Origin of the sequence: Thalassobaculum sp., from assembly GCF_040219615.1 — a bacterium.
Lineage (GTDB): Bacteria > Pseudomonadota > Alphaproteobacteria > Thalassobaculales > Thalassobaculaceae > Thalassobaculum_A.
Map to the genome: position 1 here is coordinate 50,848 of NZ_JAVJSE010000023.1, position 23,805 is coordinate 74,652.

Sequence of the window (23,805 nt, forward strand, 5' to 3'; positions counted from 1 at the left end):
GATCCTGGCGCCGGATAGTGGCCATGTCCCTGTCCCGAAGCGGCGAGCGACACCACCGCTATGTGCGACGCAGGCTGGCTTTCGGGCGGTGGTGGCCGGCCCTTCGAGGCCCCCGCTGGCGCGGGGACGCCTCAGGGCGACAGGGTGGCGCGGGGTGCCGCCGTGCACCCAGCCTGCCCCTCACCCCGTCCAATCCTCCACCGCGAGCCCCTCGACCCGCCCGAACTCCCGCCGGTTGTTGGTCACCACGGTGCAGCCGGCGGCCAGCGCGTGGCCGGCGATCAGGGTGTCGTTGCCGCCGATCGCGAGGCCCTGTGCCGCCAGCGCCGCGCCCAGGGCGGCGGCCGCGTCGGCGGCGGCGCGGTCGAACGGCAGGACGCCGTGCAGCCGGGCGCAGAACGCGTCGATCTCGTCGCCCAGCCGCGGCGACGCCTTCGGGCTCGCCGCGCCGCGGCGCATCTCGAAACAGGTGATCGACGAAATGACGATCCGGTCGCCGCGGGCGGCGGCCTGCGCCAGACGCCCGCGCACCGCCTCGGGCCGGCGGCGGATGACGTAGGAGCAGATGTCGGTGTCGAGCATGAACGCGGTCACGCGCCGCGCCCCCGCACTCCGTCGGGCAGATCCTCGTCGGTCAGTTCGAAGCGGCCGGGCTCGACCACGTCGGCGCGCTCGCGCAGGAAGCCGTCGATGCCGTCCGGCACCGGGCGGTCCCAGAACGAGTCCCAGCTCGGCCGTACCGGCCGCAGGATGATGCGATCGCCCTCGCGGGTGACCTCCATCCGGTCGACGCCCTCGGGGTCGAACGCCTTCGGCAGCCGCACCGCGCGGCTGGTGCCGTTGCGGAAGATCGAGACGGTGTAGTGCTCCCCCGGCTCCGGGTGCTGGTTCTCCGGGCGATGCTTCACGGGCGCCTCCTGACGCGCGAATACCATATGGTCAATATATGGATAGGGCCGTCCTATGCCAACGGGCGTCGCGATACTGCCACTTTGATCGGGACAGACGGGATTTCGGGCGGCGGAGACCTTGTGGCCGCCTATTCCCGGTCGCGCGCGACCATGCGCCCGGCCCGCGCCTTCTGCCGGGCGAGGATGCCGTCGCGCAGGCGCTGGAACAGCCGCGGCGGCAGCATCCCGTAGTCGTAGCGGCCGGGCCGCCCGGGGATCGGCCGGAGATCGAAGCCGGGCCAGGCGAAGCTGTTCAGCTCGTCGAGGCGGAGCCAGTGCCGGCCGCCGTCCAGGCCGAGGCTGCGGCAGGTCGCGGCCGGGATCTCGATGGACGCCGTCGGGTCGTCGGGCGGCCGATGGGTGATCGGCGCGACGATCGTGCGGATGTCGCCGGCCGCCACGAGCCGGGCGGCGACCACGATCGCGCAGGGCCGATCCTTGGCCGCCTCGGCCGTGCGCTCGTGGCTCCACAGGAAGCCGTAGCGGATCACCAGACCCGGCCGGGGGACCGGCAGGCTCATCCACGCCGGCTCATTCACGCCGACTCATTCCGGCCCGGCGCCGTATTCCGCCGCCTCGATGGCCGCGACCAAGTCCTCGGGCAGCTCGCCGACCACCAGCGACTGCCGCTCGCGGCGCTTGAGCGCCTCGTAGTGCGCCGCCTCGCTCGCCGAGAGATAGGCCCCGATCACCCGGCCGTGGCTGGTCACGTGGATGATCCTGGACTCGATGGCCTGATCCCGGTACCGGGCGAAGTTCCGGGAGAACTCGGTCGCCGGCACGCCACGTCCTGACGTCATGCCATCCTCCTTCGTATCTGCGTAAAATGTGTAATTTACGCAGATACGTCAAGCCGCCCGGCGCCGCGCTCCGCCCCTACCCCTCGGCGCCCGAACGGTACGCCATGTACTGCCGGTGGGTCGCGATGTGGGCGGCGACATACATGGCGTCGTGCCACACCCCCCAGATGAACGACGAGCCGCGGCGCGACAGCCAGGGCAGGCCGAGGAAGTAGACGCCGGGCTCGGTCGACACGCCGCGCCGGTGCGTCGGCTTGCCGGCGGGGTCGAAGGCGTCGACCTGCAGCCAGGAGAAGTCCAGGTCGAAGCCGGTCGCCCAGACGATCGAGGTCACGCCGGCGGCCGCCAGGTCGAGCGCCAGCACCGGGTCGGTCACGCAGGCCGGGTCGGCCGGGATCTCCCAGGCCTCGGGCTCGGCCGGCAGGTCGAGGCCGTTGCGCGCCACATAGTCGTCGGCCTGCTGGAGCTCCGAGCGGTAGCTGCGGTCGCCGGCGGCCAGGTTGTCGGCGAGGTCGGGCGCGAACCGGACGACGCCGTCCTCGTAGCCGGCGGTGCGGCCGACCAGGGTCATGCCGCGCTGGGCGAGCCGGCGGAAGTCGATGGTGTGGCCGCCATAGGCGCCGCTGACCGCGATGGTGACGTGCCTCGTGTCCGGCTCCGGCGCCTCGATGTCCCAGCGGCCGAGCACGCCCAGCCACCAGCAGTAATCGCGCTCGCGGTAGCGCCTGGGGTAGCGGCTGTGCGGGCCGACCGAGAGATACACCCGGCGCCCCGACCGCAGCAGCTCGTCGGCGATCTGGGTGCCCGACGAGCCGCAGCCGACCACCAGCACCGCGCCGTCCGGCAGCTGATCCGGATTGCGGTAGCCGGTGGAATGCATCTGCAGCGGCCCGGCGGTCTCCGGCACCATCGCCGGCACCCTGGGGCGCTGGAACGGGCCGGTGGCGGCGATCACGTAGTTGGCCTCGACCGGGCCGGCCGTGGTCTCGACCCGAAACCCGGGCCGCCCGGCATTGCGCCGGACCGCGGTGACCTCGACGCCGCAGCGGATCGGGGCGGCGAACTTCTCGGCATAGGCCTCGAAGTAGTCGGCCACCCGGTCCTTCGGCACGAAGTCGTCGGGCCCGAAATCGGGGAAGTCGAGGCCGGGGAACCGGTCGTGCCAGGCCGGGCCGTTGGCGACCAGCGAGTCCCAGCGCCACGACCGCCAGCGCTCGGCGATCCGGCCGCGCTCCAGCACCAGGTGCGGCACGCCGAAGCGGCCCAGATGCTCGCTCGCCGCCACCCCGGCCTGGCCGCCGCCGACCACCAGCGCCTCCACCCGTTCGGCCTCACCCCGATCGACCGCCATGCCCGCCCCACTCCCGATCCGGCCCTGCCCGCGACTCAATCAGGCCGGTCGTCGCGGCGCAACAGCGGCGTCGGCGGTTCAGGACCGGCCGGACGCCGAAAGCTTTTCCGACAGATAGGCGATGCTGCCCTCGAGGCTCGCCACCCTGGGGTAGTCGATCTCCGGGATGTCGACCCCCAGGCTGTCGTGCAGGGCGATCGCGAAGTTCAGCAGATCCATGGAATCGAAGTCGAACTGGTCGCGGAACGCGATCGCCGGGTCGACCGCCTCGCCCTCCAGGTCCGGGGCCACGGAGGTCAGCGCCGCCAGCACCGCCGTCCTGATCTCGTCCTCGGTCATGCCAGCGTCTCCGGATCCTGAAGCCGCCGGTCGAGGGCCCGCAGGAACAGCGCCCCGCGGTGGCCGTCGCTGACCCGGTGGTCGGCGGCCAGGCTGGCGGTGATCACCCGACGCGATTCGATCCGCCCGTCCACCGACCAGGGCCGCTCGACGACGCTGCCGAAGCCGACGATCGCGACCTGCGGCGGGTAGATCACCGGGAACACCGCCTCGACCCCGTTCTCGCCCAGGCTGGTCACCGTCACGGTCGGGTCCGACAGCTCCGACGCCCGCAGCCGGCCGCCCCGGGCGCGCTGCACCAGGTCGCGGAGCGCCTGCATGACGGCCCCGAGATCCTTGCCGTCGGTGTCGTGGATCGCCGGCGCCACCAGCCCACCGCGCCGGAGCGCGATCGCCGCGCCGACATGGATGCCCGGGCCCGGCACGAAGCCGTCGTCGCGCCAGAAGCCGTTGAGCTCCGGGACCTCGCCCAGGGCCAGGGCGGTCGCCTTGACCAGCAGCGCGCCGTACAGCAGCCGGCCGGCGACCGGCAGCCGTCGGTTCTCGGCCTCCAGCCAGTCCAGCGCCTGGGTGAGATCGATGGTGGTCGACAGGTAGTAGTGCGGGATCTCGCGTTTGGAGCGGGCCATGGCGGCGGCGATCGCGCGCCGCATCGCCGCCGACGCGTCCGGCGGCGTGGCAGCCCGGGTCGCCGAGGCCGCTGTCGCCGGAGCCGCGGCGGCGGCGCGCTCGACATCCTCCAGGGAGACGGCGCCGCCGGGGCCGGTGCCCGCCAGCGTCTCCGGGTCGATCCCCAGTTGCCCGGCCCGGCGGCGCGCCACCGGCGACACCCGGACCCGGGTCGGTGCCGGGCCGGCCGGTTTCGCAGCGGCCGGTTTCGGCGCTTTCGGCTTCGGCTTCGGTTTCGCCTCCGGGGCCTCGGGCGCCGGCGCTTCGGGCGCCGCCGGCTCGCCCGCCCCGCGGATATGCGCGATCACCGTGCCGACCGGCACCTCGGTGCCCGGCTCGACCACCAGCCGGTCGACCACCCCGGCCTCGAAGGTCTCGATCTCGATCGCGCCCTTCTGGGTCTCGACCACGGCGACGATGTCGCCGCGCGAGACCGTGTCGCCCGGCGCGACCAGCCACTCGACCAGGGTCCCGGCCTCCATGTCGGAGCCGAGCGACGGCATGCGGAACTCAGTCATGGCTGCCCATCAGGTGCTCGACGGCCCGGATGATCTTGTCGGTCTGCGGCAGTGCCGCCGCCTCCAGGTGCCGGGCGTAGGGGATCGGCACCTCCTCGCTGCACACCCGGGCGACCGGCGCGTCGAGGTCGTAGAACGCCTGCTCCATGATGCGCGCCATCACCTCGGCGGCGATGCCGACGCTGCGCCAGCCCTCGTCGACGATCACCGCCCGGCGGGTCCGGCGGACCGAGTCCAGGATGGTCGCATCGTCGAGCGGCCGCAGCGTGCGCAGGTCGACCACCTCGGCCTCGATGCCCTGGCCGGCCAGGCTCTCGGCCGCCGTCAGGGTCTTGCCGAGGCTGCCGCCATAGGTGATCAGGCTGACGTCGGAGCCGGGTCGCCGGATCGCAGCGCGGTCGATGTCGACGGCGCCGGCATCCGCCGGGATCTCGCCCTTCTCGTTGTACAGCAGCGCGTTCTCGAAGATCAGCACCGGATCGGGACAGGCCAGCGCCGAGGCCAGCATGCCGCGGGCGTCCGCGATGGTCGCCGGCGTCACCACCCGGATGCCGGGGATGTGGGCGTACCAGCCCTCCAGGCTGTGCGAATGCTGGGCGGCCAGCTGCTTGCCGCCGCCGGTCGCCATCCGGATCACCAGCGGGATGCTGAACTGGCCGCCGGACATGTGGCGGATGGTGGCGGCGTTGTTCACGATCTGGTCGATCGCCAGCAGGCTGAAGTTGACCGTCATGACCTCGACGATCGGCCGCATGCCGCCGAGCGCCGCGCCGATGCCGGCACCGACGAACACCGATTCCGACAGCGGCGTGTCGCGGATCCGCTCGGGCCCGAAATCCGCCAGCAGGCCGGTGCTGACCGCGTAGCAGCCGCCGTAGCGGCCGACATCCTCGCCCATCAGGAACACCCGCGGGTCCGCCTCCAGCGCCTCGCGCAGCGCCGCCCGCACCGCCTCGCGGTAGGTCAGCGCGATGGTGCCGCCTCCGGCAGCGTGTGCCGTCATGCCGCGTCCTCCTCGGTGTAGACGTCGCGGGTCAGGTCGCCGACCGGCTCCCAGTCGCTCGCCTCGGCGAACGCCACCGCCTCGTCGACCTCGCGCTCGACCTCGGCTTCGATGCTGGCGAGCGCCGCGTCGTCCAGCAGCCCGGCGTCGCGGAGGTGTCCGCTGAAGGTCACGATCGGCCCGCGCCGCTTCCAGGCCTCGATCTCGTCCTTGTCGCGGTACAGCTCGGGGTCGAACATCGAGTGCGGGCGGAACCGGTAGGTCCGCAGTTCCAGGAAATACGGGCCCTTGCCGGCGCGGATCGCATCCGAGGCCCGCCGCGCCGCCGCCTCGACCGCCAGCACGTCCATGCCGTCGACTGCCTCGGAGGCGACCCCGTAGCCGGCCGCCTTCTCGTGGATGTCGGTGTTGGACTCCGAGAGCTGCAGCGCCGTGCCCATGGCGTAGAGGTTGTTCTCGCACAGGAACAGCACCGGCAGCCTCCAGAGTGCGGCCAGGTTCATGGACTCGTGGAACTCGCCCTCGGCGACCGCGCCCTCGCCGAAGAAGCAGGCGGTGACATTCGCTTTCTCCTGCATCCTGTCGGCGAGCCCGAGCCCGACCGCCAGCGGCAGGCCGCCGCCGACGATGGCATTGCCGCCGTAGAACCGCGTGGCCGCGTCGAACAGGTGCATGGAGCCGCCGCGCCCGCGGCTGCAGCCGCCGACCTTGCCGTACATCTCGGCCATCACCGCACCGGCGGACATGCCGCGGGCGAGCGCGTGGCCGTGTTCGCGATAGGTGGCGACGATCGCGTCCTGCGGGGTCAGCGCCTGCATGACGCCGACCGGAATCGCCTCCTCGCCGATGCACAGATGCAGGAAGCCGCGGATCTTCATGGCGCTGTACAGCTCGGCGCATTTCTCCTCGAACCGGCGGATCCGGATCATGCCGCGGAGCAGGTCGAGGGCGTGCGCCCGGTCCGGCATCGCCGGGCCTTTCTCGCTTTGGGTCATGTGCCGCTCTCCAGGGTCGAGGTGTCGCCCTCGGGCAGGCCGAGTTCGCGCGCCTTCAGCAGCCGGCGCATGATCTTGCCGCTGCGGGTCCGGGGCAGGTCGTCCAGGAAATCGATCTCGCGCGGGGCGACCGCCGCCCCCAGGCGCTTGCGGCAGTGGCCGAGCAGTTCGCGGCGCAGCGCCTCGCCGGCCTCGAAGCCCGGCTTCAGCGCGACGAACGCCTTGACGATCTCCATCGCCACCGGGTCGGGCTTGCCGATCACCCCGGCCTCGGCGACCGCCGGATGCTCGAGCAGCGCACTCTCGACCTCGAACGGGCCGATCAGGTGGCCGGCCGACTTGATGACGTCGTCCGCTCGGCCCACGAACCAGAAATATCCATCGGCGTCGCGCCGGGCCAGGTCGCCGGACAGGTACCAGCCGTCGGCGAAGCACTTGGCGTAGCGCTCCTCCTCGTTGAGATAGCCGCGGAACATCGACGGCCAGCCGGGCCGCAGCGCCAGCTCGCCCTCGCGGTCAGGCTCCTCGATGACCGCCACGCTGCCGTCGTCGCGATGCTCGACGATCGCCGCCTCGATGCCGGGCAGCGGCTTGCCCATGGAGCCCGGCCTGATGTCCATGGCGGCATAGTTGGCGATCATGATTCCGCCGGTCTCGGTCTGCCACCAGTTGTCGTGGAACGGCCGGCCGAACGCCTCCCGGCCCCAGACCACGGCCTCCGGGTTCAGCGGCTCGCCGACGCTGGCCAGGAACCGCAGGCTGGCGGTGTCGAAGGCGCGGATCGGCTCGATGCCGAGCTTCATCATCATCCGGATCGCGGTCGGGGCGGTGTACCAGACCGTGACCTTCTGGTCCTGCAGGGTGCGGTACCAGCGCTCGGCGTCGAACTCCGCCTCGTCGACCAGCAGGGTGGCGCCGACCGACAGCGGCCCGATGATCCCGTAGGACGTGCCGGTGACCCAGCCGGGATCGGCGGTGCACCAGAACATGTCGTCCGGGCGCAGGTCGAGCGCCAGCCGGGCAGTCGCATGGTGGGCGACGACGGCGCCGTGGACGTGGATCGCGCCCTTCGGCCGTCCGGTCGTGCCGCTGGTGAAGTGCAGCAGCGCCATGTCCTCGGGATCGGTCGGCGCGATCGTGAAGTCGTCGGTGGCGGCCGCCATCAGCACCCCGAAGCCGAGCGTGTCCGGGAGGCTGCCGTCGCCGTCGATCAGGATCACGTGCCGCAGCTCGGGCAGCTCGGCGCGCATCTTCTCGACCTTGCGGCGGTACAGTGCCGTGGTGGTGACCAGCACCTTGGCCGAGCCCAGGGTCATCCGCGACCTGATCGGCTCCGGCCCGAAGGCCGAGAACAGCGGGCAGAACACCCCGCCGGCCTTCAGGGCGCCGAGCACGGCGACGTACAGCTCCGGCACCCGGCCGGCGAGCGCGAACACCCGGTCGCCCCTGGCGAGGCCGAGCCCGGCGAGCGCGCCGGCGAAGCGGTCGGTCAGCCGGCGAAGCTCGGCATAGCTGATGTCGCGGACCTCGCCCGACCGGGCGATCCAGCGGATCGCCGGGCGGCCGGCGCGCGGGCCGGCGGCATGGCGGTCGACCGCCTCGTGTGCGATGTTCAGCCCGCGCCCGTCGGGCAGGCCGTCGAGCGCAGCCCGCGCCGCGTCCCAGGTGAACCGAGCCCGCGCGTGCTCGTAGTCCGGCATGTTGCAGGCGGCGAGCTCGGTTCCCGCCTGCTTGCTGATCGGTGTCCACTGCATGGGCTACCCACGCCTCCTTCGGTCGTGGTCCGGGACATGAGCCAGCCTCGGACGAACCGACCGTCTGCGCCTTGATGTCGATCAAGGGGCGTGTTGGATCGCGCAGCCAGACCCGCCTATCATCGACGCCAGCAGCCGAATCCGGCGAGACATCGCCGCCAGGAACGGGATCGAGGGAAGGAAAACGCATGGAAACCGTCGGGCTTGGCCTGTTCTACGAGGACCTGCCGATCGGCCGGGAGTTCCGGACCATCGGCCGGACCGTCACCGAGGCCGACATCGTGAACTTCATCAACTGCACCGGCATGACCGAGGTGCTGTTCATCGACATGGAGTTCCTGGCCAACGACTCCGACATCAAGGGCCGGGTGGCGCCGGCGGCGCTGGCCTATACCTTCGCCGAGGGCCTGCTGATCCAGGCGACCATGCAGCACACCGGCTATGCCTTCCTGAACATGGAGCTGGACGTGAAGGCGCCGGTGTTCGCCGGCGACACCATCCACGCCGAGTGCGAGGTGATCGAGGCGCGCCGCACCAGCAAGCCTGGCCGCGGCCTGGTGCGGACCCGCAACAAGGTGGTCAAGCAGGACGGCACGGTCGCCCTGGTCTACACCCCGCTGCGCCTGATCAAGTGCCGGGGCTGATCACGTGCCGGGAAGCCGAGGCCGGGTGACGGCGGTCACTGGTTGCCGTCGCCGGGCCAGCCGCCGTAGCCGATGTCGCGGCGGGCGCCCATCAGCGACACCGTGAAGCCGGCGATCACGTCGATCAGGGTCATCAGGAACAGCAGCAGGAAGTCGCTGGTACCGAGCCCCGGCAGCAGCAGGAAGCCGAGCAGCGCCGCCACGCAGACCAGCATGCTGAGCGCGTGGTCGAGGGCGGCGCCGACACTGGTGCGGGTCGCCTTCAGGATCTCCACGAACAGCAGGACCAGACCGACCGCGACGATCACGTCGCCGAGGTTGAAGCTCCAGACCGCGCCGGACGGCAGGGTCAGGTCGACGATCCCCGCCGTCAGCATCGCCGGGGAAATGAACGCCGCCAGCGCGTAGGCCGCAAGGGCGAACGCCAGCAGGGGAATCAGCCGCATCGCGGGCCCTCCGTCGTCAGGACACGTACCCGGCGCCTGGCCGGGGCTCCGGTCCACTATGTCGGGGCCGTCCGGCAGAAACCAGTCCCCGGTCGGGCGGCGCTCGGCTACGCTCGCCGCTGACGGGAAACGGGACGGGCGCGCCGGGCAATGCCGAACTTCGCGAAGATCCACAACGCCGAGGACCTGCGCCGCGCCGCGGCCGCCTACCTGCCGGCCCCGATCCTCGACTTCATCGACGGCGGCGCCGAGGACGAGACCTCGGTGCGCAACAACCGCGCGGTGTTCGAGCGCGTGCGCTTCCGCCCGCGCACCCTGGTCGACGTCGAGACCCGCAGCATCGCCGCCACCCTGCTCGGCAAGCCGGCCGCCGCCCCGATCGGCATCGCGCCGATGGGTGGCCTTTCGAACTTCGCGCCCGCCGCCGAGCTGGCGATGGCGCGGGCCTGCGAGGCCGCCGGCATCCCCTACTGCCTCAGCACCGCCGCCGGCATCTCGATCGAGGACCTGCGCCGCGCGGTGCCGGGCGCGCGGCTGTGGTACCAGCTCTACGTGTTCCAGGACGACGCCGTGAACGACGGCATCGTGCGGCGCGCCCAGGACGCCGGCTACGACGCGATGATCGTCACCACCGACACCCATATGGGGCCGAAGCGCGAGCGCGACCGCCGCAACGGCTTCGCGCTGACCCTGGAGCGGTCGCCGCGCAACGTCGCCCGGGTGCTGGCCCGGCCGCGCTGGGTGTGGGACGTGCTGATCCGCGCCGGGCTGCCCGGGATGCCAAACCTGGCGGCGCACGCCCCGGAGGCGACCGGTAACCTGGCCGCGACGAAGTACTTCATCGCCAACCGCCGCCGCGCCTTCGACGTCGCGCAGCTGCGCGCGCTGCGCCGGGTCTGGAAGGGCAAGCTGCTGGTCAAGGGCGTGCTGCGCGCCGACGAGGCGGTGCAGGTGCTGGAGGCCGGCGCCGACGGCATCGTCATGTCGAACCACGGCGGCCGCAACCTGGACGGCGCCGCCGCCCCGCTGCAGATGCTGCCCGAGGTGGCCGACGCGGTCGGCGGCCGGATGCACGTGCTGATCGACAGCGGTTTCCGGCGCGGCACCGACATCGTCAAGGCGCTGGCGCTCGGGGCCGAGGGCGTGCTGCTGGGCCGGCCGGCCGCCTACGCGGTCGCCGCCGGCGGCGAGGCCGGGGTGGCGCATCTGATCGGCCTGACCAAGGACGAGATCGACCGCACGCTGGGCTATCTCGGCTGCACTACGGTCGACCAGCTCGGCCGCGACCACGTGCTGCTCGACCACGCATCGCCCGGCCGCAACGAGCCGGGGCTGTGACCCCTCCGCCGACATGCTGATCGGCGTCATCTCCGATACCCACGGCCTGCTGCGCCCGGAGGCGGTGCAGCGGCTGGCCGGCGTCGACCACATCGTCCATGCCGGCGACATCGGCCGGCCGGAGATCGTCGACGGGTTGGCCCGGATCGCGCCGGTCACCGCGATCCGCGGCAACGTCGACCACGGCGGCTGGGCCGCGGCCTACCCGGAGACCCGGACCGTCGACCTCGGCGGGCGCCGGATCTACCTGCTGCACGACCTGAACGCGCTGCGCATCGACCCCGCCGCCGAGGAAATCGACGCGGTGGTCTCCGGCCACTCGCACCAGCCGCGGATCGCGACCGTCGGCGGCGTGCTGTACCTCAACCCCGGCAGCGCCGGCCCGCGCCGCTTCAGCCTGCCGGTGACCCTGGCGACCCTGGAACTCTCCGGTGACGGCATGCGGCCGGTGCTTCACGAACTCCCGGTGGGCGCGGGCTGAGCCCGCGGAACGGTCAGGTCCCGCAGAAGGTCTGCCTCACCACCTGGTCGGGGCGCGGCGGCAGGCGGTAGCGGGCGTGCTCCGGACGCTCCTCGAACGGGGTCGCCAGGGCCTCCAGCAGGGCCTCGAACGGTGCCGGGTCGCCGGCGTCCTCGGCGGCGCGGATCGCCTCCTCGACCAGATGGTTGCGCGGAATCACCGCGGGGTTGGCAGCGCGCAGGGCGGCGGCACGGCCGGCATCCGGCGTCGCCGCCTCGTCGGCCAGCCGAGCCCGCCAGACCCGCTCCCAGGCGTCGAACGACGTCGGGTCGACGAACAGATCACGCGGGGCCGGCGCGTCGCCCTCCGGCGGATCGAGCAGGTCGGCGAGGCGCCGGAAGGTCAGGGTGAAGTCGGCCTGGTTGGCGGCCATCCGGTCGAACAGGTCCTGCAGCAGCGCCAGGTCGCCGTCGCGCGCCTCGAAGAGGCCGAGCTTGGCCCGGAACACCGCCAGCAGCTCGGTGTCGAACCGGGCCGCGTAGCCGTCGATCGCCGCCTGCGCCGCTTCCAGGGCCTTGTCCGCGTCGTCGTCGATCACCGGCAGCAGGCACTGCGCCAGCTGCACCAGGTTCCACTGGGCGATGCCGGGCTGGCTGGCGAAGGCGTAGCGGCCGCCATGGTCGATCGAGCTGAACACCGTCTGCGGGTGATAGCGGTCCATGAACGCGCAGGGGCCGTAGTCGATGGTCTCGCCGGCGATCGAGCAGTTGTCGGTGTTCATCACGCCATGGATGAAGCCGACCCCGAGCCAGCGGGCGACCAGCGCCGCCTGCGCCGCGATCACCGCCTCCAGCAGCGCCAGATAGGGCCGCCCGGCGGTCGCCGCCGCCGGATAATGGCGGGCGATGGCGTGGTCGGCCAGCGCCCGGATACCGTCCAGGTCCTTGCGGGCAAACAGGAACTGGAAGGTGCCGACCCGGATGTGGCTGCGCGCCACGCGCGTGAGCACCGCACCCGGCAGCGCGGTCTCGCGGTACACCTTCTCGCCGGTGGTGACGGCGGCCAGCGCCCGGGTCGTGGGGATGCCGAGCCGGTGCATGCCCTCGCTGACGATGTATTCGCGCAGCACCGGGCCGAGTGCCGCGCGGCCGTCGCCGCCGCGCGAGAACGGGGTGCGGCCGGAGCCCTTGAGCTGGATGTCGCGGCGCACGCCGTCGCGCCCGACCACCTCGCCCAGCAGGATCGCCCGGCCGTCGCCGAGCTGCGGCACCCAGCCGCCAAACTGGTGGCCGGCATAGGCCTGGGCCAGCGGCTCCGCACCCTCGGGTACCCGGTTGCCGGCCAGGATCTCGACCCCCGCCGGCGACGCCAGCGCGTCGGCGTCGAGGCCGAGCTCGGCCGCCAGCGCGCGGTTCACCCGCACCAGCGCCGGCGCCGACACCGGGGTCGGCGGCATCCGCACGTAGAACCGCTCCGGCAACCGGGCATAGCTGTTGTCGAACGGAATGCCCGAAGCCGGCGCTCGGGCTTCGGTGGCGAGGTCGGTCATATTGGATCTCCCGAATATCCGGACAGATATGGGGCCGGGGCGGAGTGTCGCAACGGCGGCGGGGCTCGCCGCCCGATCCGGCCGGCCGGCGGGACAGCCCCGGCGGAAAATGCTCTAGTCTCAGCGGTGCCGGCTCGTTCGAGCTTAGTCCGGACGGGCCTGCGAGGCCGGCAGTCAGGGAGTCGCAATGACAAGCTCCTTCCCGCAGGAGCCGTGGGTCAAGATTCTTCCGACCGATGCGTTCGACAACGCTCGACTGGCGGAAATCCTCGAGCTCTGGCACCTCAAGCGGGGCGACCGCCTGATGCCGTCGCGACGGGACTTCGACCCGCTCGAGATGAAGCGGGATCTCGGGTGGATCGTCCTGGTCGATGTCGAGAGCAATCCGACGCGGTTCCGGTACCGCCTGATCGGCACCAGCATTACCCAGCTCGTGGGGCGGGACGCGACCGGCGCCTATCTCGACGACCTGTACCAGGGATCGGTCGAGACGATCGCGACCATGTCGTTTCGCAAGCTGCTGACGACCAGGACGCCGAACCGGATCCTCGGAACCATGCATCACGCCAAGAAGGGGCATCTGAACTTCGAGGCCATCGACCTTCCGCTCTCGTCCGACGGCGAGACCGTCGACATGATCATGGTGCGGTCGGTCTTTGAGCCCTGGCGCCGGTCAGAAGGCTCGGTCTAGCCGGTCCGGGCGCCGCTCACGCCGCCAGCTCCGGCACGATCCACAGCGGCGGCTCGCCGCGCGCGACCCGCTGGACGTTGTCGAAGGCGTTGCGCACCCGGGCGGTGTTGCTCTCGAAGGTCGGCCCGGCCAGATGCGCGGTCAGCACCACGTTGTCGAGGCCGAACAGCGGGTTGTCCGGCTGCGGCGGCTCCTGGTCGAACACGTCCAGCCCGGCCCCGGCAAGGGCGCCGGACGACAGCGCCCCGACCAGCGCCGCCTCGTCCACCACCGGCCCGCGGGCGGTGTTGACCAGGATGGCGTCGGGCTTCATCAGGGCCAACTCGCCGGCGCCGATCAGGTGGTGGGTGCGGTCGTTCAGGGGTGTGTGCAGCGACACCAGGTCGGATTCGCGCAGCAGCTCGCGCAGCAGCCGGAAACGGACGTCGAGCTGGTCCTCGCGGTCCTCCGGCAGCCGGGCGATGTCGTGGTAGATCACCCGCATCCCGAAAGCCTGGGCCAGCCGCGCGGTTTTCTTGCCGATGGTGCCGAGCCCGACGATGCCGAGGGTCTTGCCGCGCAGCTCGTGCACCCGCGGCGTCTGGTTGCCCCGCCAGTTGCCGGCGGCGACGCTGAGGTGCTGGCGGACCAGTTGGCGCGACACCGCCAGCATCAGCAGCACCGCGTGCTCGGATACCGCGACCGCGTTGGCGCCGCCGTTGTTGCAGAGCGGCACCCGGGCCGCCCGCGCCGCCGCCAGGTCGGCCCTGTCGTAGCCGGCGCTCAACAGCTGCACCAGGCGAAGCCGCGGCGCGTCGCGGAACAGCGCCGGATCGACCAGGCCGTCGACGAAGCCGACCAGGTACTCGGCATCGGCCAGGGCGGCCCGGTACTCGGCGCTGCCGCCGGGCACCACCGCCAGCTCGAAGCCGGACGGGACCATCGCGCGCGCCACGTCGGCGGCGTCGGGGAAGGTGGTGACGAAGACGATCCTGGGCGTCATGGATTTCCCCGCGGGCTCTGAGCGACGGACCACGGTCTTCGCCGGTCCGGCGGGAGAGGGTGTCACATCGCGACGGCCGCGCAAGGCAAAGGAGCCGGCACCCGTTGGCGCGCCTACGGTGTCCACACATCGCGAGAACATCGGCTGCATCAGGTATTTGGCAGTGCCCGTCGCTTCGTGGATCCCGGAGCCGTCCCGGATCAAGTCCGGGACCCTCCGGGATGACGAAACGAGGGTTGGATCCGGAAGCAAAGCCCGCCCGACCCTCCCCAGCTTCGTCATTCCGGAGGGGACGCGCGAGCGTCCAGCTCCGGAACCCACCCGCCGCCGAGAAATGTGTCGATCCCGTACGTTGGCGCGGTTCCGCCCGGCGCGCCTGCGCACGGCTTGACGCACGTCAAGGTGGGCCGGCACGGCGTAGCGCATCCTGGCGGCCGTCCCGTCGCGGAGGTCCGCCATGCCGCTGTATCTGCCCGCCCTGCTCCTGGTGCTGCTGCCGTTCGCCGCGGCGGCCCGGGACCTGTCGCCCTACGAGCGCGAGGCGGAGGGCGCGATCCAGGAGCTGCGCGGCGCCATGCTGCAGGAGATGCGGCGGGCGATGGCGGAGGGGCCAGCGGCGGCGATCGCGGTGTGCCGGCACCTGGCGCCGCAGATCAGCGCCGAGATCGAGGCCGCTTCCGGCTGGAGCATCCGCCGCCCGGCGCTCAGGGCCCGCAACCCCGAGATGCGGCCGACCCCGGCCGAGCGCAGCGCGATGCTCGGCTTCGAGGCCCGGCATGCCGCCGGCCAGCCGGTCGAGATGCTGCGGACGGTCCGCGCGACCGAGAGCGCCGACGGCAAGGTCACCGTCCACTTCATGCAGGCGATCCCCATGCTGGAAGGCTGCCTCGCCTGCCACGGGTCCGACATCGAGCCGCAGACCGCCGCCGCGATCCGGGCGCTCTATCCGGACGACGAGGCCGTCGGGTTCGCGGTCGGCGACCTGCGCGGCGCGTTCTCGCTGACCAGGACGGTCGACGCCGTCGAGTTCGAGGAACCGCGGCCGCCGGCGACCGCCGGCTCGCGGCTGCAGGCGGCCGGCTACCGGCCGACCGACCGGCCGGACGCGCGCGGCGACGCGGCGCGCGGCATGGAGTCGTTCAGCCGGCATTGCCAGTCCTGCCACGCGCCGGATCGGCTCGCCAGGCACAGCTTCGGTACCGGCGACCCGGCGGCCGGCGAGCGGCTGTGCCGCAAGCTGGAGACCCACGGTTTCACGGACCGCGAACAGGACTGCGACATCGTGGCGTTTCTGAACGATCTGGCGCTGTATCTCGCGGGGAACTGAGGCCGCGCCGCGCTGGACATCACGGCCGGCGCGGCGCAGCCTGCGAAGCGTCGCCGGCCGGCGGCCACGCCCTTGGCCAGACCGGCGGGACCCGAACCCGAGCGATGTGCTTCTCAGCCACTGCCAGCTTCCTGACCGCGGGCGCGACCGGTGCCATCGGGATCGCCTGCCTGGTCCGCGCCGGCGACCCGCGTGAGCTGCTGCTGGCGGCCACCCCGCTTGTATTCGCGGCCCAGCAGGCGGTCGAGGGGCTGCTCTGGCTCACCCTGCCGCAGGCGCCGGACGGTGCCGTCTCCAGCATCCTGACCCTGCTGTTCCTGCTGATCGCCGAGGTGTTCTGGCCGGTGTACGCGCCGCTGGCGGCGCTGCTGGTCGAGACCGACGCGCGACGCCGCCGCCCGATCGCCCTGTGCCTGGCGGCCGGGATCGCCGTCGCGGCCTGGCTGCTCTGGGCCATCGTGACCCGCGAGCACAGCGCCCGGCTGCTGGAGGGCCACATCGTCTACTCGACCGGGCTGGAGCCGTCAGCCCTGGTCGGGTTCGGCTATCTCGCGGCCACCGCGGGCTCGCTGCTGCTGTCGACGCGGCGGACCGTCGCCCTGCTCGGGGTCATGGTACTGGCCGGCTCGGTGGTGACCTACCTCGCCTACTGGGACGCCTTCGTCTCGGTGTGGTGCTACTTCGCCGCCGCCTCCAGCCTGGTCCTGCTGGGACACTTCGAGTGGTCGCACCGGCATCGCGGGCGGACCGCCGACGCCTGATCGCCCCACGCCCGACCACCCGGCGACATCGCGTCCGCTGGCGCCCGGCGCCCGGCGCCGCTAAAACCTCGCCATGCCGTCGCCTTTTCGCATCCCCGCCCTGAGACATTGGGCCGCCTCGGTCGCCATCACGGTCCTGCTGTTGTCGCTGATCGCGGCGGCGGTCGGCGGCGAGACGTGGGTGGTCTCCGTCGCGGTCCTGATCACCGTGGTGGCGGTTACCACGCTGCTCCACCAGCTGTTCCCCGGCAGCCGGTTCTTCACTATCACCTTCGCCAACGCGATCGGGGTCTACGCCTGTCTGTACGTCTCGTTCATCGAGACCCTGTATATCGACGTCGGCAGCGTGGCGGAGCTGGTCGGCTTCCTGCTGCCGATCGGGGCGTTCGCGCTCGGCGTGTTCCTGCGTCGCGACACCATCCGGACCATCGTCACCTCCGAGCATCCCCGCCTGGAGACCCGGTTCGGCCGGGCGTTCCTGTGGCTGGTCCCGGTCGCGGCGATCGGCCTGTCGAACTTCGTCGCCCCGCTGGAGGCGATCGGCCACGACTGGCGAATCGTCTGGCTGCTCGGGGCCATGGGGGCGATCGCGCTGGTGGTGCTGCTGGCCAGCCGCAGTGTCGCGGTGTTCCTGATCGACACCGGGCTGCTGTTCGAGGACTTCTTCGACATCATGGCCGGGCTGGTGAAGCCGGCCTTCGCCTTCCTGACCTTCTACTCGATGATCGTCGTGCTGTTCGCCACCCTGTACCGGCTGATCGGCCGGATCGACGACACCCCGACCTTCCTGATAGACGGCATCGGCCGCGACCCGAGCTTCGTCGAGGCGCTGTACTTCTCGATCGTGACGCTGTCGACCGTGGGCTACGGCGACATCGTGCCGCTCACCTACGCCGCGCGCATCGTGGTCGCCCTGCAGATCGTGTGCGGCATCCTGCTGCTGCTGTTCGGCTTCCACGCCCTGATGCGCCATTCCAGCCGGGGGTCCTGACGACATGGCCGAGATTCGGCGCATCCCGCCGCTGCGGCTGGCGCTGGCCTGGGTTCTCGGGCTGACGCTGCTCCGCCTCGCCGGCCTCGCCATGACCGGGCTGGAGCTGCACGGCGACGAGGCGCAGTACTGGAGCTGGGCGCAGAGGCTCGACTTCGGCTACTTCACCAAGCCGCCGCTGATCGCCTGGGTGATCGCCGCCACCACCGCGGCCTGCAGCAACGCCGAGGCCTGCGTGCGGGCGTCCTCGCCGCTGCTGCACGCCGCCACCGCGATGGCGCTGTACGGTCTCGGCGCTGCCCTGCGCGACGCCCGGGCCGGAATGTGGGCGGCGGTGCTGTGGATCACCCTGCCGTCGGTCGCGTTCTCCAGCCTGATCGTCTCGACCGACGTGCCGCTGCTGGCGTGCTGGGCCCTGGCGGCCCTGGCGCTGCGCCGCGCCCTCGACAGCCGGGCCGACGCAAACGGGTTCTGGACCTGGGCGACCGTTGCCGGGGTCGCCCTCGGACTCGGGCTGCTGGCGAAATACGCCATGGCCTATGCGGTCGCCGGCCTTGCCCTGCACCTGCTGCTGACGCCGGCGGACCGCTGGATCCTGCGCGACCCGCGCGCCCTCCTGATCCCGGCGCTGGCCGCGGCGATCCTGGCGCCGAACATCGCCTGGAACGCCGCCCACCAGTTCGCGACCGTCGGCCATCTCGGCGACAACGCCAACCTGAAGGGCGACCTGTTCAGCCCGAGGCACATGGTCGAGTTCCTGGGCCAGCAGTTCGGGGTGTTCGGACCGGTGCCGTTCGCGATCCTGGCCTGGCGCATGGTAGCCTGGATGCACGGGCGGGCCAGCCCGGCCGAGCGCTACCTGCTGGCCTTCGCGCTGCCGCCGCTCGCGGTGGTCACCGTGCAGGCCTTCCTGTCCCGCGCCAACGCCAACTGGGCGGTCACGGCCTATCCGACCGCAGCGGTCCTGGTGGCGCTGTGGCTGACCGACCCCGGTCGGGCCCGGGCCTGGCGGCTGTGGACCGTCGGCCCGCATCTGGCCGCCGGCCTGGCCTTCCTGGCGGTGATCGCGGCCTGGCCGGCGGTCGCGCCGCCCCTTGCCTCGAAGGCGCTGGCGCGCCTGACCGGCTGGGAGGCGATGGCCAAGCAGGTCCGGCCGATTCTCGACCGCAACCTGACCCTGCCGGTGCTGATGAGCGACCGCATGACCATGGCGGCCCTGCTCTACTACCTCCGGGACCGGCTCACCGAAGGCGTCCCTACCGCCGGCGACGGCCGCATGCCGGTCTGGATCTTCGACTGGAACCAGCGGCCGGAGAACCACTACGAGCTGCTGGACGCCTATGACGGCAGCCAGGGCGACGAACTGATCTTCCTGGCCGACTGGGACGACCCACGGCCGATCCTGGAGCGCTTCGAGCGGGTCGACCCGATTGCCGCGCTTTCGGTCACCAGCTTCGGTCGGAGCAAGCGCCTGACGGTCTGGCATGTCGCCGGCTATCGTGGCCCCATCGTACTGGATACGGGAGTGCAGAAATGACCATCGGTGTCGGCGGTTCGACGGAGGCGGCCGAGCTGGCCGCCATGACTTCGATGCGCGGCGACGTGCCGCCGATCGGCACGGCCGAGCGGCAAGCGCGGATCGAGCGCGCCCAGGCGCTGATGCGCGAGCAGGGCATCGACGCGCTGTGGCTCGACGTGTCGACCAGCCTGACCTACTTCACCGGCCTGCGGCTCGGCCGCAGCGAGCGCCTGCATGGCGCCGTGCTGCCGGCCCGGGGCGAGCTGACCTATCTGTGCCCGGCCTTCGAGGAGGCCAAGCTGCGCACCATGCTGACCCTCGGCGACGACGTGGCGGTGTGGGAGGAGCACGAGGACCCGGCCGCCCTGGTGACCGACACCCTGCGCGCCAAGGGCCTGGCCAGCGGCACCGTCGGGGTCGACGAGGCCTGCCCGTTCTTCACCTTCGACGGCCTGCGGCGGGCCGGCAACGCCTACGACTTCGTGGCCGCCAGCGCGATCACGGCGGCCTGCCGGTCGGTCAAGTCGGACGCCGAGATCGCGCTGATGCAGACCGCCAAGGACATCACCATGGAGGCGCACAGGGCGGCCGCCCGGATCATGCGGGCCGGCATCACCACCACCGAGGTGCAGGCCTTCCTGGTCGAGGCCCACAAGCGGCTCGGGTCGGACGGGCCCCCGCCGTTCAACATCGTGCTGTTCGGCGAGGCCACCGCCTATCCGCACGGCGTGCCCTACCCGCAGACCCTGCAGGACGGCGACATGGTGCTGATCGACGTCGGCGCCCCGGTCGACGGCTATGTGTCCGACATCACCCGGTCCTACGTGTTCGGCGAGCCGAGCGAGCGCCAGCGCCAGGTCTGGAACCTGGAGAAGGCGGCGCAGGCCGCGGTGTTCGACGCAGCCCGGCTGGGTGCGCGCTGCGAGGACCTGGACGCCGCCGCCCGCCGGGTGATCGACGCGGCGGGATTCGGCCCGGGCTACGCCACCCCGGGCCTGCCGCACCGGACCGGCCACGGGGTCGGCCTGGACGTCCACGAGTGGCCCTACATCGTGAAGGGCGACCGCACCGTGCTGGTGCCCGGCATGACCTTCTCGAACGAGCCGACGATCTGCGTCTACGGCGAGTTCGGGGTGCGGCTGGAGGACCACATCCGGATGACCGAGGACGGGCCGCGCTGGTTTACGCAACCGGCCCACACGGTCGACGACCCGTTCGGCTACGAGGCGTAGGCGCCGCCGGCGTTGGCGGAACGGACGACCGGGCCCACGTGTTTGCGTCGATGACGCACGCACAGACCGATGCCCGGTCGCTTCAAGCCGTCCGGTGGTACGCACTGCCGCTAGGGACCGCTGTGCTCGCGCTCCTGCTGGCGTCGGAGGCGGTGATCCAGCTGACACCTGCCGGCCTCGGGTTCGCCGCCGGGGCGGCACTGGGCTTCCTGCCGGTGGCGGCGGTGGTTGTCCGCTTGGCACCGATCCGCCCGCCGGGTCGCGGCTTCGGCGCCGCGAACGCCGCGACACTGTTGCGCGGGGTGCTCGCCGGGCTGGCGGCCGGCCTGCTCGCGGCGCCGTCGGCACTGTCCGTCGCTCCCTGGCTGCCCCCGGCCCTGGTGCTCGCCGGGCTCCTGCTGGATATCGTCGACGGCAGTCTGGCGCGGCAAGGCGGCCTGGTGTCCGAGTTCGGCACCCGCTTCGACCTGGAGGTCGACGCATGGACCACGCTGGTGCTGGCGGGTCTGGTCGTCGCGTCGGGCAAGGCGCCGGTGTGGGCGCTCGGGATCGGCCTGCTGCACTATCTGCTGCGCGCCGCCGCCCTGTTGGCGCCACGGCTGCGCCGGCCGCTGCCGCCGTCGCTGCGGCGGCGGCTGATCGGCGGGGCGCAGATGGTGGCACTCGGCGTCCTGCTGGCGCCGCCGCTGCCGGCATCGGCCGGACCCGTGGTCGCAGGAGCCGCCCTTGTCGCCCTGCTGGTGTCGTTCGGTCTCGATCTGCACCCGCTGCTGCGGCGCGGCCATGACCGCCGGGGCGGACCGAGCTACGGCCCTGCCGCACACCTGCTTGGCCCCGACGGCGTCAGCGCACCACGATTTCGTCCCAGACGTACCAGTCCCAGCTCCGATTGACGTCGTCCGTCTCGAGGATCAGATAGCCGTCGCCCAGATCGATCGGCCCCTCGAACACGACCAGGCGCCCTTTCTTGTCCAGTTGCGAGGTCGCCACGCGGTGAGAAAGCAGGGACCGGGGCGTTCCGTCCTGGACGTATCGGATCTGCACCTCCACGCCGTCCGAGCGCGGCCGCGCGAATTTCACCTCCCGCAGCCTCAGACTCGCCTTGAGATAGTCGGCCCCGTCGATCCTCACGGCCAGTGCACGCTTGGGATGTGCGTCGACACCGCGCGCCGTCCCCAGAACCCCTCGCGACAGCGCGACCGGTACGGTTCCCCAGGGTGACGAATGGACGACGGGAGCATCGCATGCGCCGGAAATCGACGACTCGGGCGGCGACGCGTAGGCAACCGTGACCCTGTCCAGCAACGACAGGATATAGTCGCCCGCAATCAGGCTTATCGCCTCGATCTGCCGGTTGCCGGCTGGCATTGAGGGCGACCCGACGGCCAACGCCATGACCTCTCCGGCCGAGGTCAGCAGTGGCGACAAGATTGCCGGAAACTCCTGGCCGGTCGGGATCAGGCGGGCAACCCGTCGCTCTCCGTCCCGCAATTCGAGCTGTACCTTGAGCGGAGGAAGACGGTAGGCGGCGGCCAGCAGGCGGCCCCAGAACGAGAGCTCGATGTCGACGGTACCGAAGACGACGCCCGACGGCAGTTCGAGTCGACCGCCGGCAGCGTCCAGTCGCTGCGCGCGCCAGTCCCACTCATCGATCGCGTTCTCGCCGAGCCCACCGGTTTGCCGGCGAAACAGCACACGCGACCCGGCCGCGTCGGTCGGGCAGTAATTCAGCATGATCTGCCCGAGCGCCGAGCCATCTTCGAGGTTCGGAAACCGACCGTCGAGCGCCGCCATCCCGACCAGGACCGCGTCCGGGACTGTCCCGGTGTGAGCGGCGTTGAGGTCCTGAAGGGCCGCGGTGTAGGCCGAATATCCTTGGAAAACCGGCCGAGGCCGATATCCGGCGACGTTTGCCCAGGCCGCCCCCTGCTCGTGACTGAAAATGTCGTAGCTCCGGAGCCCCGACAGTATCGAAGCGGTCTTGTGCAGATCGTCGACCGCCCGTTCGGTACGGCGATCGACGGCTTTCCGCATCGCCTCCAGCCCGCCCGGAAGGGCAAGCCCGACATTCTCCACCATCTGCCGGTATATCCAGGCGGTGGATTCAGGCAGCGCCGCGACCTGGCGCAGAAAGCCCGGACTCTGCGGCGGTATCGCAAGCGTGAAGCTCAGACAGATCGCCGACAACGCCGCAGACGCAGGCACGATCAGGCGGTCCTTGAGGGGAGCGGATGCCGTGACGAACGCCGCATAGATGAATGCGACGACATAGGCTGCGGCCTCGTGACCGTCCTGGCGGACGAACCCCTGCTTGAACGCGACAAACAGGATCGGGAGGATACAAAGCAATGCCGGCGCAGCCGCCCGAAAGGCCCCGAGCAGCCGCCGTCCCCGGTGTCTGGAGCCGGCCTCCTGCGGACTGGCGGCAAGCAGGATCAGGAGATGGATCAGCCCGACGATCGCCACCGCGCCGAAAAATCCGAACAGATAGGCATGCCGGCTTCCGATGGACATCCATTGCGTATAGCCGCGCGAGATCTCCGTGGACCACCCGGCATACTCGAAGAATGCCGATATCGGGTGATTCAGATACCCCAGATAGACGCCGCCGAGCACGGCGACCGCGGCCAGGGCCGACACCGCCGCATTCGCGAGGTGCTCGCGCCAATTTCCCGGCTGACAGGCAAGAGTCAGCACCAGGCACCATCCGATCGTCGTGCCCAGCAATACGACCCCGGAGAACTTCACCAGGCCCCACAGCGTCAGCAGCCCGACGGAGGTGAAGAGCATGAGGGGGCGCCGTTCCACGAACGAGAACGCCGCCACCAGAGAAACGGCGAAGATCGGGCCGTTCAGGTCGATGTTCGGCTGAAATGCGATATAGATCACACACACCGACAGCACGGTCGCCCTGAAGTGGCCGGATCTGCTCCAGATATGGACGGCCACGCAAAGGGCGGACGCGGCCCTGAGGAGCGACGACCACAACAACGTGGAGTCGACGCCGACCGGCCATAGCCAGGAGCCCAGCGGACCGTAGGTGAAGACGTAGTCGGACCCGGCCTGCCAGTCGCGCGATGCCGCGAGACTCAAGAACGACACCCACGAGCCGTCGAGGTCGTACCTTATCGGATAGGGCGGCAGGACGGCGACCGCAACGATCGTCAACCCCGTTAAGACAAGACTGGCAGCCGACAATGATCGTTGCAGGATACGTCCAGCGGCCTCGCTATTCTTCTGGTAATTCCACATTCTTGTTCCCTCTATGGAGGGTTCAAAAGCACCCGATCTCTGCGAAATACTCAGCAGATTGACGAAACCCAAAGCCAATTCTGATTGTTTGAGCTGACACACGCGGGTCATGATCATCGACCGCCGCGGGCGGGCGTTGAAAGCCTATCCGGTACAGTCGGGTTTTGCAAAACCACTGGTCGAGCGCGCAGGGGCATGCCCGAAGTTGCGGGCTGTCGGCGACCCGGTCGAGGC

24 protein-coding genes are annotated in these 23,805 nt (G+C 71.2%); 10 read left to right on the forward strand and 14 right to left on the reverse strand.

Annotated features, from left to right (window positions below; all coding sequences use genetic code 11):
* Positions 1-180 precede the first annotated feature (180 nt).
* The 10 genes from RIC31_RS13160 to acsA form a co-directional block, all read right to left on the reverse strand.
* Positions 181-594, reverse strand: coding sequence for a PIN domain-containing protein (locus RIC31_RS13160; RefSeq protein WP_350107970.1), 414 nt, complete (start codon positions 592-594; stop codon positions 181-183).
* The gene (vapB, locus tag RIC31_RS13165; protein ID WP_350107974.1) at positions 591-908 is read right to left on the reverse strand and encodes a type II toxin-antitoxin system VapB family antitoxin; all 318 of its coding nucleotides are present in this window, start codon (positions 906-908) and stop codon (positions 591-593) included. The genes RIC31_RS13160 and vapB overlap by 4 nt, the downstream gene beginning before the upstream one ends.
* Before the next feature lie 131 nt (positions 909-1,039).
* Positions 1,040-1,471 (reverse strand): hypothetical protein, encoded by a 432-nt coding sequence (locus RIC31_RS13170; protein WP_350107977.1) that lies wholly within the window; start codon positions 1,469-1,471, stop codon positions 1,040-1,042.
* A 24-nt stretch (positions 1,472-1,495) separates the two neighbouring features.
* On the reverse strand, positions 1,496-1,750 hold the full coding sequence (locus RIC31_RS13175) for a type II toxin-antitoxin system Phd/YefM family antitoxin (protein WP_350107979.1): 255 nt from the start codon (positions 1,748-1,750) through the stop codon (positions 1,496-1,498).
* A 76-nt stretch (positions 1,751-1,826) separates the two neighbouring features.
* Positions 1,827-3,101 (reverse strand): flavin-containing monooxygenase, encoded by a 1,275-nt coding sequence (locus RIC31_RS13180; RefSeq protein ID WP_350107982.1) that lies wholly within the window; start codon positions 3,099-3,101, stop codon positions 1,827-1,829.
* 78 nt (positions 3,102-3,179) lie between these two features.
* Positions 3,180-3,440, reverse strand: a complete 261-nt coding sequence (locus RIC31_RS13185) for an acyl carrier protein (protein ID WP_350107985.1) — start codon at positions 3,438-3,440, stop codon at positions 3,180-3,182.
* The gene (locus tag RIC31_RS13190) at positions 3,437-4,627 is read right to left on the reverse strand and encodes a dihydrolipoamide acetyltransferase family protein (protein WP_350107988.1); all 1,191 of its coding nucleotides are present in this window, start codon (positions 4,625-4,627) and stop codon (positions 3,437-3,439) included. The genes RIC31_RS13185 and RIC31_RS13190 overlap by 4 nt, the downstream gene beginning before the upstream one ends.
* The gene (locus RIC31_RS13195) at positions 4,620-5,630 is read right to left on the reverse strand and encodes an alpha-ketoacid dehydrogenase subunit beta (protein WP_350107991.1); all 1,011 of its coding nucleotides are present in this window, start codon (positions 5,628-5,630) and stop codon (positions 4,620-4,622) included. Before RIC31_RS13195 ends, RIC31_RS13190 begins: the two co-directional genes overlap by 8 nt.
* Positions 5,627-6,625 (reverse strand): pyruvate dehydrogenase (acetyl-transferring) E1 component subunit alpha, encoded by a 999-nt coding sequence (gene pdhA / locus RIC31_RS13200; RefSeq protein WP_350107994.1) that lies wholly within the window; start codon positions 6,623-6,625, stop codon positions 5,627-5,629. Before pdhA ends, RIC31_RS13195 begins: the two co-directional genes overlap by 4 nt.
* Complete coding sequence (gene acsA / locus RIC31_RS13205) at positions 6,622-8,379, reverse strand: acetate--CoA ligase (protein ID WP_350107997.1); 1,758 nt, start codon at positions 8,377-8,379, stop codon at positions 6,622-6,624. The genes pdhA and acsA overlap by 4 nt, the downstream gene beginning before the upstream one ends.
* Before the next feature lie 188 nt (positions 8,380-8,567).
* On the opposite strand from acsA, the gene RIC31_RS13210 reads away from it, so the two are divergent.
* Complete coding sequence (locus tag RIC31_RS13210) at positions 8,568-9,023, forward strand: MaoC family dehydratase (protein ID WP_350108000.1); 456 nt, start codon at positions 8,568-8,570, stop codon at positions 9,021-9,023.
* A 35-nt stretch (positions 9,024-9,058) separates the two neighbouring features.
* Here RIC31_RS13210 and RIC31_RS13215 read toward each other — a convergent pair whose 3' ends face one another.
* Positions 9,059-9,469, reverse strand: coding sequence for a hypothetical protein (locus RIC31_RS13215; RefSeq protein ID WP_350108004.1), 411 nt, complete (start codon positions 9,467-9,469; stop codon positions 9,059-9,061).
* 150 nt (positions 9,470-9,619) lie between these two features.
* Between RIC31_RS13215 and RIC31_RS13220 the strand changes: the two genes are divergently transcribed.
* Both RIC31_RS13220 and RIC31_RS13225 read left to right on the forward strand, forming a co-directional pair.
* Positions 9,620-10,807 (forward strand): alpha-hydroxy acid oxidase, encoded by a 1,188-nt coding sequence (locus RIC31_RS13220; RefSeq protein WP_350108007.1) that lies wholly within the window; start codon positions 9,620-9,622, stop codon positions 10,805-10,807.
* A gap of 13 nt (positions 10,808-10,820) precedes the next feature.
* Positions 10,821-11,288 (forward strand): metallophosphoesterase family protein, encoded by a 468-nt coding sequence (locus tag RIC31_RS13225; RefSeq protein WP_350108010.1) that lies wholly within the window; start codon positions 10,821-10,823, stop codon positions 11,286-11,288.
* A gap of 13 nt (positions 11,289-11,301) precedes the next feature.
* On the opposite strand, the gene RIC31_RS13230 is transcribed toward RIC31_RS13225, so the two are convergent.
* On the reverse strand, positions 11,302-12,816 hold the full coding sequence (locus RIC31_RS13230) for a protein adenylyltransferase SelO (protein ID WP_350108012.1): 1,515 nt from the start codon (positions 12,814-12,816) through the stop codon (positions 11,302-11,304).
* A 187-nt stretch (positions 12,817-13,003) separates the two neighbouring features.
* Here RIC31_RS13230 and RIC31_RS13235 point away from each other — a divergent pair, with 187 nt between their 5' ends.
* Complete coding sequence (locus RIC31_RS13235) at positions 13,004-13,507, forward strand: PAS domain-containing protein (protein WP_350108015.1); 504 nt, start codon at positions 13,004-13,006, stop codon at positions 13,505-13,507.
* Positions 13,508-13,523: 16 nt separating this feature from the next.
* On the opposite strand, the gene RIC31_RS13240 is transcribed toward RIC31_RS13235, so the two are convergent.
* Positions 13,524-14,489, reverse strand: a complete 966-nt coding sequence (locus RIC31_RS13240; protein ID WP_350108018.1) for a 2-hydroxyacid dehydrogenase — start codon at positions 14,487-14,489, stop codon at positions 13,524-13,526.
* 457 nt (positions 14,490-14,946) lie between these two features.
* Between RIC31_RS13240 and RIC31_RS13245 the strand changes: the two genes are divergently transcribed.
* From RIC31_RS13245 to RIC31_RS13270, 6 genes are all read left to right on the forward strand, one after another.
* Positions 14,947-15,816 (forward strand): Tll0287-like domain-containing protein, encoded by an 870-nt coding sequence (locus RIC31_RS13245; RefSeq protein WP_350108022.1) that lies wholly within the window; start codon positions 14,947-14,949, stop codon positions 15,814-15,816.
* 104 nt (positions 15,817-15,920) lie between these two features.
* The gene (locus RIC31_RS13250) at positions 15,921-16,577 is read left to right on the forward strand and encodes a DUF6629 family protein (protein WP_350108025.1); all 657 of its coding nucleotides are present in this window, start codon (positions 15,921-15,923) and stop codon (positions 16,575-16,577) included.
* Positions 16,578-16,650: 73 nt separating this feature from the next.
* Positions 16,651-17,568: an ion channel gene (locus RIC31_RS13255; protein ID WP_350108028.1), complete on the forward strand. Its 918-nt coding sequence runs from the start codon at positions 16,651-16,653 to the stop codon at positions 17,566-17,568.
* A 4-nt stretch (positions 17,569-17,572) separates the two neighbouring features.
* The gene (locus RIC31_RS13260) at positions 17,573-19,105 is read left to right on the forward strand and encodes an ArnT family glycosyltransferase (RefSeq protein ID WP_350108031.1); all 1,533 of its coding nucleotides are present in this window, start codon (positions 17,573-17,575) and stop codon (positions 19,103-19,105) included.
* Positions 19,102-20,319, forward strand: coding sequence for a M24 family metallopeptidase (locus RIC31_RS13265; protein ID WP_350108034.1), 1,218 nt, complete (start codon positions 19,102-19,104; stop codon positions 20,317-20,319). The genes RIC31_RS13260 and RIC31_RS13265 overlap by 4 nt, the downstream gene beginning before the upstream one ends.
* A 122-nt stretch (positions 20,320-20,441) precedes the next feature.
* The gene (locus tag RIC31_RS13270; RefSeq protein ID WP_350108037.1) at positions 20,442-21,212 is read left to right on the forward strand and encodes a CDP-alcohol phosphatidyltransferase family protein; all 771 of its coding nucleotides are present in this window, start codon (positions 20,442-20,444) and stop codon (positions 21,210-21,212) included.
* Here RIC31_RS13270 and RIC31_RS13275 read toward each other — a convergent pair.
* Positions 21,163-23,688 carry a hypothetical protein gene (locus tag RIC31_RS13275; RefSeq protein ID WP_350108039.1) on the reverse strand — a complete coding sequence of 842 codons (2,526 nt, stop codon included), beginning with the start codon at positions 23,686-23,688 and terminating at the stop codon, positions 21,163-21,165. The two genes, RIC31_RS13270 and RIC31_RS13275, sit on opposite strands and share 50 nt — an antisense overlap.
* Positions 23,689-23,805: the final 117 nt, after the last annotated feature.